General features: G+C 50.6%; 10 protein-coding genes. 2 read left to right on the forward strand and 8 right to left on the reverse strand.

The features are described from left to right. Positions 1 to 4: 4 nt before the first annotated feature. Both rsmH and mraZ read right to left on the reverse strand, forming a co-directional pair. Positions 5 to 946, reverse strand: coding sequence for a 16S rRNA (cytosine(1402)-N(4))-methyltransferase RsmH (gene rsmH, locus L9G74_RS15260; RefSeq protein WP_238897287.1), 942 nt, complete (start codon positions 944 to 946; stop codon positions 5 to 7). Positions 947 to 972: 26 nt separating this feature from the next. Further along, entirely contained in the window at positions 973 to 1,431 is a 459-nt protein-coding gene (gene mraZ, locus L9G74_RS15265) for a division/cell wall cluster transcriptional repressor MraZ (protein WP_238897288.1), read from the reverse strand. A 677-nt stretch (positions 1,432 to 2,108) separates the two neighbouring features. On the opposite strand from mraZ, the gene L9G74_RS15270 reads away from it, so the two are divergent. Continuing rightward, on the forward strand, positions 2,109 to 2,414 hold the full coding sequence (locus tag L9G74_RS15270; RefSeq protein ID WP_238897289.1) for a hypothetical protein: 306 nt from the start codon (positions 2,109 to 2,111) through the stop codon (positions 2,412 to 2,414). A 179-nt stretch (positions 2,415 to 2,593) separates the two neighbouring features. On the opposite strand, the gene L9G74_RS15275 is transcribed toward L9G74_RS15270, so the two are convergent. The 5 genes from L9G74_RS15275 to leuA form a co-directional block, all read right to left on the reverse strand. After that, positions 2,594 to 3,946, reverse strand: coding sequence for an outer membrane protein transport protein (locus tag L9G74_RS15275; RefSeq protein WP_238897290.1), 1,353 nt, complete (start codon positions 3,944 to 3,946; stop codon positions 2,594 to 2,596). A 929-nt stretch (positions 3,947 to 4,875) separates the two neighbouring features. After that, the gene (leuD, locus tag L9G74_RS15280; protein ID WP_238897291.1) at positions 4,876 to 5,481 is read right to left on the reverse strand and encodes a 3-isopropylmalate dehydratase small subunit; all 606 of its coding nucleotides are present in this window, start codon (positions 5,479 to 5,481) and stop codon (positions 4,876 to 4,878) included. A gap of 1 nt (position 5,482) precedes the next feature. Beyond that, positions 5,483 to 6,892: a 3-isopropylmalate dehydratase large subunit gene (gene leuC, locus L9G74_RS15285; RefSeq protein WP_238897292.1), complete on the reverse strand. Its 1,410-nt coding sequence runs from the start codon at positions 6,890 to 6,892 to the stop codon at positions 5,483 to 5,485. Beyond that, positions 6,892 to 7,986 carry a 3-isopropylmalate dehydrogenase gene (gene leuB / locus L9G74_RS15290; protein WP_238897293.1) on the reverse strand — a complete coding sequence of 365 codons (1,095 nt, stop codon included), beginning with the start codon at positions 7,984 to 7,986 and terminating at the stop codon, positions 6,892 to 6,894. The genes leuC and leuB overlap by 1 nt, the downstream gene beginning before the upstream one ends. Further along, on the reverse strand, positions 7,983 to 9,551 hold the full coding sequence (gene leuA, locus L9G74_RS15295) for a 2-isopropylmalate synthase (protein WP_238897294.1): 1,569 nt from the start codon (positions 9,549 to 9,551) through the stop codon (positions 7,983 to 7,985). Before leuA ends, leuB begins: the two co-directional genes overlap by 4 nt. Before the next feature lie 491 nt (positions 9,552 to 10,042). Between leuA and L9G74_RS15300 the strand changes: the two genes are divergently transcribed. Beyond that, entirely contained in the window at positions 10,043 to 11,800 is a 1,758-nt protein-coding gene (locus L9G74_RS15300; RefSeq protein WP_238897295.1) for a tetratricopeptide repeat-containing diguanylate cyclase, read from the forward strand. On the opposite strand, the gene recQ is transcribed toward L9G74_RS15300, so the two are convergent. Beyond that, complete coding sequence (recQ, locus tag L9G74_RS15305) at positions 11,782 to 13,626, reverse strand: DNA helicase RecQ (RefSeq protein WP_238897296.1); 1,845 nt, start codon at positions 13,624 to 13,626, stop codon at positions 11,782 to 11,784. The two genes, L9G74_RS15300 and recQ, sit on opposite strands and share 19 nt — an antisense overlap. Positions 13,627 to 13,790: the final 164 nt, after the last annotated feature.

The raw sequence follows: 13,790 nt of genomic DNA on the forward strand, positions 1-13,790 counted from the left end.
TCCCTTACTGCGCTAATCGTTCAGCCACGCGCAGCACGGAGCTGCGAGCACGTGGGTTAAGCTCAAGCTCGGCATCTGATGGCTTTATTGCCTTGCCTAGCGGCTGTAATTTGCGATTACGATTCAGTTGCTCTTCGGAAACCGGCAACCCATAAGGCACCTCTTCCGCTTGGCTGTATTTGCGAATAAAGCGTTTGACCATGCGATCTTCGAGCGAATGGAAACTGATCACCGATAAGCGGCCATGGGGAGCGAGTACCTCGACCGCGCCTTCCAGCGCTTGGCTAATCTGTTCCAGTTCACTGTTGATGTAGATACGAATGGCTTGAAATACGCGCGTCGCCGGATGTTTATTGCGCTCTTTATGTTTGGTGATACGTTCGATCAGCGAGGCTAAATCTTTGGTGCGCAAAAACGGCGTTTCATCGCGATCGGCGGCAATACAGCGGGCAATGTGGCGCGCGTTTTTCTCTTCGCCATAGGTTTTAAATACCCATGCCATGTCTTCGATATCGGCGCGCGCTAACCATTCCGCGGCGGTTTGGCCTTTGCTGTTGTCCATACGCATATCTAACGGGCCATCACGCAGAAAGCTAAAACCGCGTTCAGCGTCATCCAACTGTGGCGACGACACGCCCAAGTCCAGCAGCACGCCATCAATCTTGCCGCTCAAGCCCAACTGCTCGATATATTCGGCTAGCTGACCAAAACCGCCATGCACGATGGTAAAACGCGGATCATCGGCCAACGCTTTGGCCGCTTCAATGGCTTGTGGATCGCGATCGATAGCGATCAAACGCCCATGTTCACCCAGATGTGACAAGACCCGGCGGGAATGTCCGCCGCGGCCAAAAGTGCCATCGACATAGATGCCGTCTGGACGAATGTTTAACCCTTCCACGGCTTCATTCAGCAAAACCGATAGGTGTGCAAAATTTTCGCTCATTTGTCTCTTCTTTGGTTAAATGTCACTTAAAGCGAAAAATCAGCCAGACGTTCGCTGGCCTCAATGCCTTCGGTGCGGATAAGCGCCAAACTGTCGTCCAACTGCTGTTGCCAGCGTTGCTCATCCCATAATTCAAATTTATTCAGTTGCCCAACTAACATCACTTTTTTGTCCAGTGAGGCAAACTGGCGCAACGGCGGCGTCAATAAGATGCGGCCATTAGCATCTAACTCGCACTCTAGTGCATAACCCAACATCAAACGTTTCATCGCCCGCTCTTGCGGCTGAAAGTCAGACAAGGTTTGTAGTTTCGCGGCAATGACTTCCCATTCGTTACCGGGGTAGATCAATAAACAGGAGGATTGGACATCAACAGTGACGACTAGCCTACCGTCATGATTGGCACGCAACACTTCGCGGTATCGCGTTGGCATAGCGATCCGTCCTTTGGCGTCCAAATTGAGGGCACTGGCTCCGGAAAACATCCGGCTCTCCTTATACGTGTCAAAAAGATCCACATTGATCCACAAATTCCCACGAGTGCTAAGTGTAGGGACAGTCAATAAAGCTTGTCAAGCGATGGGATCCCGTTTAAATCCAGTCACCAAGCGGGTTAGCGGCGTGTTACAGGAAAAGTGGACAGTGTCAAAAAAGTGGAGCTTTGTGGGATTTTGTCGCTAAATATCAGTTCGATAAGCGGACGATCGGGCAAGCATTCTCGCTATAGCGACAAAAAATGTGGATCTGAGTGGTAAATGCACAGCACCCGCAACGGATCGCTCACAATCTTGATTTCATTGCTCACGCCACTTCGATTAAAGTTTGTACAGTTGATACCGATAATATTATTGAGGACTAGGGAAAAGGTACTTGGAGACTGTTTATCTTTGCTGGTGTTTTTGCAGCAAACAGCGCGTGATTTAGGCAAGGCAGGTGATGGGCCGTGTAGTTATCCGCCACCAACAGCACCTAACGCTGCATAAATTGCGCTCTGTCGCTGCCCGAAGGGGTCATTTAAACGCCTCCTGAACGTTGTTGCGCCGAACTTGCTTAGTTGACTAAGCCTCGCCGGTCGCGCCTCGTTCATAACACGTTTAATGAGAACAAAAATTAAACACTAAAGATCAACAGTCCCCAGTAAATACAACAGGGGATCAACATTATGGCAATAGATGCAATTTATGCGATGCAGGCGTTACCACCGCCAAATAAATTCAAAGCGACAACTGCGGTAAAGCAGTTGAGTGAGAGTGCGCAAGTTGCGGCCGAACATGAAGAACAGCAAGATCCCCTCATCACGACTACCAATGAGAGGCGTAAACGCCAAGATCGCCGCCGCCAACAGCGCGCCATTGCGGTTGAGCGTCGTAAAGCCGATCGCCGTCAGTTAGCAGCTACCTCCGCGCCTGACGATGAAGCCACCGATAATATGATCGGCACAGGTCAAATCATTGATATCACAGTGTAAGCAGCACGCCCCCAATGCTCTGCCGCCCACAGCGCAACATCCATTGTTTGCTCAGCCGTCAGCTTTAATAACGCGGCTACCAGTATGAGGTCTGCGGCTCGATACCGCCGCAGTAAAACAAAAGCCCGATGTACTATGCATCGGGCTTTTGGCAGACGAACTTGCTCAGCTCGCTGAAATTACATCTTGTAAGTCAACTGCAAACCAGCCAACCACACATGACCCGTCGCTTCACCTTGGTACGTCACTTGTGCCAGATTCAGCATTGATTGCGTTTCATTGATAGGTGAATCACCGTGCGCTTCAATATACGTCACGCCAAGATCCACGGTCATCGCATCAGTTAATGCATAGCCAGCACCCAAGCTGAACCACAGACGATCACTATCAGGAATAGTGATGGTGCGGTTTTCATCAGCAACTGCGGTTTTATCCAATGCCACACCCGCGCGTAACGTCAGCGCCTTGGTGGCTTGATACGTGCCACCGAGCGAATAACGCCAGTTGTCTTTAAAGTTCTCCGCTTTGACTAAGTCTGAGTCAACGCCAGTCACCGGTTTTTGCTCATGTGGGAAATAAACCACTAACTCATCAAAGGTACTCCAGTCAGTCCAGTTGATGCTCGCGTGCAGCGCAAAGTTGTCAGTGATTTGATGATAGGAAGCCAGTTCAGCAAACGCTGGCAACTCTAGCGGAATATAACCAGGCACTTTGGCGCCAGCGCCAGAATACAAGGCTCCGTCAGCATGACCATCAAGATCCAGCTTCACCTTGCTGCTATATGCCAACCCGATACGGTTATTGTCATCAATCTGCCAACTGGCACCAGCGCGCCACCCCATGCCGAAATCATCACCTTTAAGATGTTTCAGCTCGCTTCCCGATGCAGGTAACTGCGCCGCAATAGTCGCTGGTAAGTTCGGCAGTGCACGTACGCTATCGATCCAAGCGGGCGCGGTTGCACCGATTTCACCTTCGCCATACACAAAACGCATACCGCCACCCACAGTGAAGTGACGATCGATTTTGTAGGCAATATTGGTGTTCAACTCAACAGTGGTCACTGACGTTTTATCACCAAAGATAGCGGCTGCGTGGCTGGCTGGTAATTCAGTCTCTAAGCCATAGTTTGAATTTAGCGCTAAGCCCCACGTCCAGCGATCATTGAGTTGGCTGGAGTAGTAAAAATTAGGGATGACAGCATTATTTGCCACATCATCGACATTCGCGTCCATGGTGATACTTTGTGGCAGCAATGGGGAATCGATGGTGATATTTCCCGGGGTATTCACTTCCGGCATTACATACACAGCACCCACCGACACCTGACGGCCCTCAAGATAGCTCAGCATCGCAGGGTTACGCGCTTGCACTGAAGGATTTTCCGCTGTGGCCGCTTCGCCAGCATAAGCACGACCCAGCCCAGAGGCCGATGTTTCAGCAAGTTGGAAACCCGCGGCTTGAACAGGCAGTTGCACACCCATACCCACTAGCGCGGCGGTTACCAACGTCAGTTTGAATTTTTGAGTCATTGTTGTTCTCTAAAGAGTGAATTTATATAAGAGTGGATCTTATTGTTTTTCTGGCTGGCGAGTTTACTTCCGCAGAATATCTTTGCAAGTAAAAAGGAAGAATCAGCAGATTACGCTATCAATTGCACACAACTAGCATTAATCACTGTAAAACAGCCGTTTTAAACATGAGGAAATAACATTGAGAGGTAACGGGATTCGCTTTATTCGCAGCCCAAAAGTAGAGTAAATACTTAAATAATGTGTTTTTTCAAGTTGTTATAAATATTCAGTGAGTGAACACTTGTTTACTAAAGTCCACCAGCAAATACAGCATAAATTACTGGTAAAGCCAGCCATACAGCCAGTTCTGGCTGATGATTCACAGTTGCCAGCTCGATTCAATCAGCCTAATGTCTATGCTGATTTGCGCAAAAATGCTGGGGTTCACACGCATTTGGCGACAAGTTAGGGACGGTTTCTCTGCCCGAGGTTTTGGCAACCAGCGCACTTAATTGACTGAGCACCACTGGTCGAGTCTCGTGCATAAGGCAGTTAATGTGAACGGACAATCACACCGCCGCCCTTCGTGGGACTCACTCAGTTTTTAGGGGCTGTTGATCTTTGCTGGTCGTTGTTGCAGCTGGCAGAGCGGGATTTAGACAAGGCGGGGGATGTGCGGTCTAGTTATTCTCCGCCAACCGTCCCCTACACTTTTTAGGCCATCATCAGCAACCGCTGCATGTTGCCTTTCCAACAACGGCAGGACGATAACCCTGCCTCCCCAGCAGTCGCGGCCATACAGCAACCACTTGTTGCTTATTGCGGCACATCACACAACAGGCAAGCGGAAGCCGTTGCCGTTGCCATTACCGCACGGGTAAAAAAAACAAGAGGCGCATGCGCCTCTTGTTAATCTCAGTATTATCAACGCCTTTACTGCGGCGTCATCAACAACGCCAAGCGGGTATGGTTTGTTCGTACTGACGGATCTCCGCTTCATGCGCCAAGGTCAGGCCAATCGCATCCAAACCGTTCAGCAGCTTATGGCGGGCAGATTCTGCCAGCGTGAATGGAAACTCTGCGCCTGATGGTGATACCACTTTGCACTGTTCCAAATCCACCGTGATCTGCGCATCGTCTGTGGCACTCACTTCCACAAACAACTGCTCCACTTGCTCTGCTGGCAGTTTGACTGGCAACAAACCGTTGTTGATGGCGTTGCCATAAAAGATGTCGGCAAAGCTGGGGGCGATAATGGTGCGTAGACCGTAATCTGCCAACGCCCATGGCGCGTGTTCCCGGCTTGAGCCACAGCCAAAGTTTTCCCGCGCCAGCAAAATGGTCGCGCCTTGATAACGCGGCTGGTTCATCACAAACGCTGGATTAGCTTGCTCGCCAGCATCATCGAGATAACGCCAGTCGTGAAACAGATGCACGCCAAAACCATCTTTGGTCACTTTGGACAAAAACTGCTTCGGAATAATCTGGTCGGTGTCAACGTTGGCATTGTCCAGCGGCACGGCAATCCCTTGATGTACAGTAAATGCCTGCATGTTACTTCTCCTCTGCTGGCTGACGAATGTCAACGAAGTGACCGGCAATCGCCGCGGCGGCTGCCATTGCTGGGCTAACCAAATGGGTGCGACTACCACGGCCTTGACGGCCTTCGAAGTTACGGTTGCTGGTCGACGCACAGCGATCGCCCGGCGCCAAACGGTCATCGTTCATCGCCAAACACATAGAGCAGCCCGGCAGACGCCATTCAAAACCGGCTTCGGTGAACAGCTTGTCCAAACCTTCCGCTTCCGCTTGAGCTTTTACTTGGCCTGAACCCGGCACCACAATCGCGCTTACCGTTGAAGCCACTTTGCGGCCTTGAATTTGCGCCGCAGCGCTGCGCAGATCTTCAATACGCGAGTTAGTGCATGAGCCAATAAACACCTTGTTGATGGCGACATCAGTCATCAGCACGCCCGGTTCTAAGCCGATATATTGCAGCGCTTTTTCCATACTGCCTTTAGTGACCGGATCGGTTTCATCGGCGGGATTTGGCACCGGCTTATCAATTGCGACCACTTGGCCTGGATTAGTGCCCCAAGTCAGTTGCGGCGCAATGTCTTTAGCCTCCAACGTCACGGTGGCATCAAACACGGCATCATCATCAGTTTTCAGCGTTGACCAATCGGCCACCGCTTGCTCCCAATCGCTGGCTTTCGGGGCAAAGGTTCGGCCTTTTAAGTAGTCAAAAGTCGTGGTATCTGGCGCTACCATACCGGCTTTGGCACCCATTTCGATGGCCATGTTACATAAGGTCATGCGACCTTCCATCGACAAGTTGCGAATGGCTTCGCCGCAGAATTCCACCACGTAGCCAGTGCCGCCATCCATGCCGATTTTTCCGATAATCGCCAGTACGATATCTTTGGCGGTAATGCCATCTTGTACGCTGCCGCGCACTTCAATCTTCATGGTTTTGGCTTTCAATTGACGCAGCGTTTGGGTTGCCAGTACGTGCTCAACTTCTGAGGTACCGATACCAAACGCCAACGCGCCGAATGCTCCGTGGGTGGCGGTGTGCGAGTCACCACACACAATTACCGTTCCCGGCAGCGTGATGCCTAGCTCAGGGCCCATCACGTGCACAATACCTTGGTTTTTATGATGAATATCGTACAACCGCACACCAAAATCGTTACAGTTTTGCTGTAAGGTTTCCACCTGCGTGCGCGCCATCGGGCTTAGCGCATCCAAGCTGGCACTCTTGGTGGAGGTGTTGTGGTCCATGGTGGCAAAGGTTTTTTCTGGCGCGCGCAGTTTACGTCCCGCCATTTTCAAACCACTGAACGCTTGTGGCGAGGTCACTTCATGCACTAAGTGACGATCAACATAAATAATTGGCGCTTCGCCCGCAGGCTCCGCAACAATGTGGGCGTCCCACACTTTTTCATATAAGGTCTTACCCATTACACACCTTCCCGAATAGCCTGCGCGATAAAGTCACCCATCTCTTTGGTGGATTTCGCTTTATGGCGTTGATCGGCTGCCAGTAATTCACCGGTCAGATAACCTGCGGCCAATGCCTTGCCCACAGCACGTTCAATTGCACTGGCGGCTTCTTCTTGTTGCAGGCTAAAGCGCAACATCAATGCCGCTGACAGAATTTGTGCCACTGGGTTAGCAATGCCTTTACCGGCGATATCTGGCGCACTGCCACCCGCAGGTTCAAACAAACCAAAACCGCTACCGTTAATCGACGCTGACGACAGCAAGCCCATTGAGCCAGTTAGCATAGCAATTTCGTCTGACAGAATGTCACCAAACAAGTTAGAGCACAGCACCACGTCGAAATCGAATGGGCGACGCAGCAACTGCATAGTGGCGTTGTCGATGTACATATGTTCCAGCGCCACATCTGGATAATCTTTGGCAACCTCTTCCACTACTTCACGCCACAGCACTGAGCAAGCCAGCACGTTGGCTTTATCAATCGAGGTCACTTTTTTGCGGCGACCTTGCGCGGTTTCAAAGGCGATTTTAGCAATGCGGCGGATCTCTTTGCGGCTATAACGCATAGTATCGAATGCTTCTTCCGCTTCACCTTCGCCTTGGCGACCTTTCGGCTTACCAAAGTAAATACCACCGGTCAGCTCACGCACGCACACCACATCAAACCCTTGCGCGGAGATGTCAGCACGCAGCGGAGATAAACCTTCCAACCCCGTGTGCAACTTAGCTGGGCGCAAGTTACAAAATAGCTCAAAGTGACCACGCAATGGCAGCAGTGCGCCACGCTCAGGTTGTGAATCTGGCGGCAAATGTGACCATTTGGGACCACCAACAGAACCGAACAGAATCGCGTCGGCGGCTTCGCAGCCTTTCAAAGTGCTGTCTGGTAATGGGCAACCTTGGTTATCAATGGCGGCACCGCCGACATCATACTCGCTGTAGTTGATCTCTAGACCAAAACGTTGTTCTACTGCGGTCAGCACTTTACGCGCTTCAACCATCACTTCTGGCCCAATACCGTCTCCAGCAAGTACCGCTACTTGATAACTCATACTCCCCCCAATTCCTTTTTAGCTAAGATTTTTTGTTTCTGATCTGCCACCAGATCAGCACGACGAACCAAGTTCATCACGTAAATTAATGCTTCGGCAGAGGCTTCAACCACATCGGTCGCTAAGCCCACACCGTGGAAATTCTGCTCGCGATATTTGGCGGTAATGTCTACCTGACCCAAGGCATCTTGGCCTTTGCCTTTGGCGCCCAATTGATAACTGATAATGTCGATCTCTTCACCGCTCAATGCGGCGATGGCGTTATAGGTCGCGTCAACCGGACCATTACCATGCGCTTGTGCGGTTTTCGCTTCACCCGCAACATTCAGAGTGACAGAAGCATTGGCGCCACCTTCTGCTGAGTCAGACTGGATTTGCAACTGCTGCAGTTTATAGTGCGGTTCACGGTCAGATTTACCTTCCATAAACACCAATGCTTCCAAATCATAGTCGAACACTTGGCCTTTTTTATCGGCCAATTTCAAGAAGCTGTCATACAGTTGATCCAGTGAGTAATCGCTTTCGCTGTAACCCATCTCCTGCATGCGGTGTTTGATCACGTGACGACCTGAGCGTGAAGTCATGTTCAAGTGGTTACGGTTCAAACCGATGCTTTCTGGCGTCATGATTTCATAGGTGTTTTTCGCCTTCAACATGCCATCTTGGTGAATACCAGATGAGTGGGTAAAGGCATTGCCGCCAACAATGGCTTTGTTAGTTTGCACCGGCATATTACAAATCTGACTCACCATTTGCGAGGTGCGGTAGATCTCTTTGGTGTTGATATTGGTTTCCACGCCCATCGCGTCTTTACGGGTCGCAAAAATCATCGCGATCTCTTCTAGTGAACAGTTACCGGCACGTTCACCGATACCATTCACCGTACATTCAATCTGACGCGCGCCATGTTGCACCGCAGTAATGGAGTTGGCCACCGACAAGCCTAAATCATCGTGGCAGTGCACTGAGATCACCGCTTGGTCGATGTTCGGCACGCGGTTAAACAGGGTTTGAATAATACCGCCAAATTCATTGGGTACGGTGTAGCCCACAGTGTCTGGAATGTTGATGGTACGCGCCCCGGCAGCAATCGCCGCTTCCACCATGCGACACAGATTATCAATCGGCGTACGACCGGCATCTTCACACGAAAATTCCACGTCGTCAGTGAAGCGACGCGCGTATTTCACCGCACCAACCGCCATCTCCAACACTTGGTCAAACGAGCGCTTCAGCTTGCTTTCAACGTGAATGCTAGAGGTTGAAATGAAGGTATGAATACGGAACTGTTCCGCCACCGACAATGCTTGCGCGGCAGCATCAATATCTTTTTCCAATGCACGAGACAGTGCGCATACGCGTGAATTTTTGATGTTGCGCGCAATGGTTTGCACCGATTCGAAATCACCAGGAGACGAAACAGGGAAACCCACTTCCATGATGTCTACGCCTAGACGTTCGAGAGCCATGGCGATCTGCAACTTATCTTTCACTGACAAACTTGCCGCCAGCGCCTGCTCACCGTCACGCAGCGTGGTATCGAAAATAAATACTTTATCAGACATCGGGATTCTCCGTCGGGTCCACTTTAGCTCAGTTAAAAAACGTTAAAAAACAAAAAACCCCGCGTTTTTGGCGCGGGGTCTTGAGTTGTACTTGCTGTCTGGCAAACAGCCCTAACTCCTCCGCGCAACACCTGCGAGAGTAAGGAGGAGGAGAGAAAGAGTTACATTTTTCATCATTTACCAGTCAACCAAAATTCGTGTAATTTGTTGCGGTAGCGTTATCGACCGCGTAATTAAGCGGTTCAATAATTAACCTTGAGGGGTACTGCTGTCAACAGCAATTTGCGAAAAAGACGATAAACTTTCATTAAATTTGCTCAATCGCTACTGAGAATTCGGTTACATTAACGATTACGTCGGTGCAAATGGCATATCAACAAATTGTAATAAATGTAGGATTAATCAACCTTTAAGCATCTTTTTTGAGCAAAAAACACAGTATAATCATCGCCTAGTGCGACTCATGTTTTGTAGCGTTTTTCGGAGACTAAATGGATTTTCGTTGTTGGCTGTTAGGTGCCGTCTTTTATCTTTGCTCAGCACTGACTCACGCAGCCGAATTAGAGTCTCTGGTGCTAAAGGTCTATCAATATCCCAAGCAAGCGGCCGCAAGCATCGCCCAAATTGAGCAGCAAGCCGCGCAACTCTCTGACACCGATCAGATCCGTCTTGAACTGCTGCGCTGCCAACTCCTGATCCAACAAGGCGACAATAAAGCTGCGGTGGCAAGCGCGCGCCAAGGCCAGCTCACCGCCATCAACCGTAAGCTCGATATCGCAGTGCCCTACTTTAGCGTGTGCCAAGCGGAAGCCTACCAAAACCTTGGCATGCTTGATCGCGCCTTGCCGCTGCTGGACAACGCATCAATTGAGGCGAAAAGGCGCAATGATTATCAATTGCTGGTTTCAGCTATTCGCATTCGGGCGCAACTGGAAATCGCAACCAGTAACTATGCCGCTGCCGTTGAAGATTTGCGTTTAGTGATGGATATGTACCCTGACGTTGCCCAGCAAAACATCATCTGGGCCTACCCGCCACTAGCTTACATTTATGCCGATATGGCTTCGGTGTTAGAAGCCACAGAAGACTACGCTCAAGCAGCCCACTACTTAAAATTGGCGCTAGCCGACGATTCCGCTCAGGGCAAAATAAAACATGTCATTTACCTGATGCAATCTTATGTCTCAATAGAGCAAGGTGATGTTTCCTTAGGAAAAAAGCAGCTAAACGATGCCATAGCAATGATAGATTTAGTGCTATCAGATACGGAGAGAGCCATTTCCTACATGCAAATATCGGCGATTTACCTGATGCTGGATGACGTTGCAAGTGCCGTACACTACAACAACCTTGGCAGCGAACTACTCAGCAAATTAGCGCTGGATACCACCCTCATAAACAATTCCCGCCTGCAAGCCAAAATAGCGTTCAAACAAGGTGATCTTGACGGCGCACTGGCATCGATAGAACAGTCTATCCAGCTGGCAGAATCCTTGTCGCAACCCTTTGACATTGCGATAGGACAACAGCTGAAAGCTCATGTGTTGTTCGAGCAACAACACTATGCCGCCGCTTATCAAGCACTGCAGTTAGCAATGACCGCCTATAAAGAGGGACAACAACACCTTAGCAACACCCAATTTATGCAGTACAAAGCGAAGTTGAGTTTGCAGGAGCAACAGCAGTCTAAGAATCAGCTTGAAGTCAAAGAGTCATCACTGCTAGTGGAGAAGCGGCTCAACCGTGCGCATATGATCATTTACCTACTGCTGGTAATCATCGCCATGTTGCTGCTTTGGATAATGCTGAAACGCTATCCGTGGCAGACGACTAAACACAAACCAACCGCTGAAAATGATGAGAAGTGGGCCGAGGCCACGATAGAAAACGCCAAAGGCGCTGGCTTACCGCTGAGCTTGTTGGTCATCAACATCAATCACGTGCAGCAGACGCTGTTGCCCCAGTTGCAAGACGAGTTGACCCACAGGTTGCGCGAACAGGACAAAATTCTCCGTAACTCTTTGGATAAGTTACTCATTGTGTTGCCTTACACCTCAGAAGAAGGCGCTATGCGAGTGTTGCGTCAACTGGAACCCGTCGTGAACCAGTTCAGTACGTTACCCACTTCGATTGGTTGTGCCGAGTTGCGCCAACCAGACAGCTTACAATCGTTGATTAAACGCGCGCAGTTTCAGCAGCTGTCACGCGCCAAAGAACGCGGCTTACCGGCTCAACCGCCGCTGGCGTAATCGGCAATCTCATCGATAAAACGCTGACCAAAGCGGGTCCACTTACGCTCGCCCACGCCACTCACCGCCAGCATCTCCAGTTCAGTCGCTGGCATGGTGGCAGCCATTTCCGCCAATGTAGCGTCGTTAAACACCAAATACGGCGGCACATCGTATTCTTCGGCAATGGTACGTCGTAGCGATTTTAACCGTGCAAACAGGCGTCTATCGTAATGTTGTGGCGTGCGATGATTGTGTGGCTTTTGCGTCATATGCGACAACGTGAGCCGCGGCTCGGCTAACATCAAGGCCACTTCACCGCGCAATACCGGCCGCGCAGCTTCGGTTAAATGCAAGCTAGAAGCGCGCGAGATATCTTGGTTAATCAATCCTAAATGAATCAGTTGGCGCGTGACACTGAGCCAATACTCGGCACTCTTGTCTTTACCTAATCCCCATGTCGATAACTTGTCGTGACCACGCTCAGTAATTGGCGCCGAGCGGCCGCCACGCAGCACTTCAATCACATAAGTCAGGCCGAATTTTTGCTTGAGCCGATAGATGCAAGACAATACTTTCTGCGCATCTTCAGTGCCGTTGTAACGCTTGGGTGGGTCGAGGCAGATGTCGCAGTTACCACATGGCGCGGCCGCTTCACCAAAGTAATGCAGCAACACTTGGCGGCGGCAGGTTTGCGCTTCAGCAAACGCCACCATGGTATTGAGTTTATGCAGTTCCACTTGCTGCTGCGGCCCTGGCTCGCCTTGGTCAATCAGATGTCGCACCCGTTGAATATCGGCGGGGTCAAACAGCATTAGCGCTTCTGAAGGCATGCCGTCACGGCCAGCACGACCGGTTTCTTGGTAATAGGCTTCAATGCTTTTGGGCAAGTCGTAATGCACCACAAAGCGCACGTTAGATTTGTTGATGCCCATACCAAACGCCACCGTTGCCACCACAATTTCCAATTGCTCTTTGATAAAGCGATCTTGCACGCTGGCGCGCTCTTCGGTGGTCATCCCGGCATGATAGCCCTCGGCATGGCACCCTTGCAGTCGCAGCCGTTCCGCCACTTCATCGACGCGACGACGACTCGAACAATAAACAATCCCCGCCGCACCTTGTTGCGTTTTGATAAACTGCCGCAACTGATTAGCCGCGTTGAGTTTTTCAGCCACGGTGTAGCGAATATTAGGCCGGTCGAAACTCGACAGCAGCGTAAATGGCTGGATATTAAGGCGCTGGCAGATATCACGGCGAGTGGCTTCATCGGCCGTCGCGGTCAACGCCGCTACGGGTATCTGTGGAAACAGCTGTTTAATGCGCCCAAGTTGCGCATATTCGGGTCGAAAATCGTGGCCCCACTGGCTAATGCAATGGGCTTCATCGACGGCGATCAGCCGCAAGGGCAGATGGTAGAGTCGCTCGATAAAATCGTTACTCATCAAGCGCTCAGGGGCAATATAGAGCAGCTTAATGGCGCCTTGGTGCAGATCACGCAGCACTTGTGTCTGCTGCTCACGGCTTAAAGAAGAGTTGAGATAGGCGGCGTTCACGCCCATCTGTTGCAGAGCGTCAACTTGATCTTTCATCAGTGAAATCAGCGGCGACACCACCAGCGTTACCCCGTCCAATAGCAGCGCAGGTAACTGATAACACAAACTCTTACCGCCGCCGGTTGGCATGATGATCAAACAATCTTGACCCGCAACCAATTGTTCAATCACGGCTTGCTGACCTTGGCGAAATTCGCGATAACCAAATACCTGCTGCAACACATTTGCCGCAGCAGAGCCGATGGTCGTTGTCGCAAGTGTTGAAGTTGAATGTTGCTGGCTCGATTCCATGAATTACACTACCTCATCAAGAGGCGTCATTGTACTGAACCGTAGCGCAATACGCACCCGCCAGTAACGATTAATTACCGTGACATAGCCCTGTCGCCGCGCCACGGCGACGAGATAATTCATCTTTTACTTGTGTAACACTACGTTAGCCCGCACAATCGATT

It is taken from the genome of Shewanella electrica, assembly GCF_022321485.1.
GTDB lineage: Bacteria > Pseudomonadota > Gammaproteobacteria > Enterobacterales > Shewanellaceae > Shewanella > Shewanella electrica.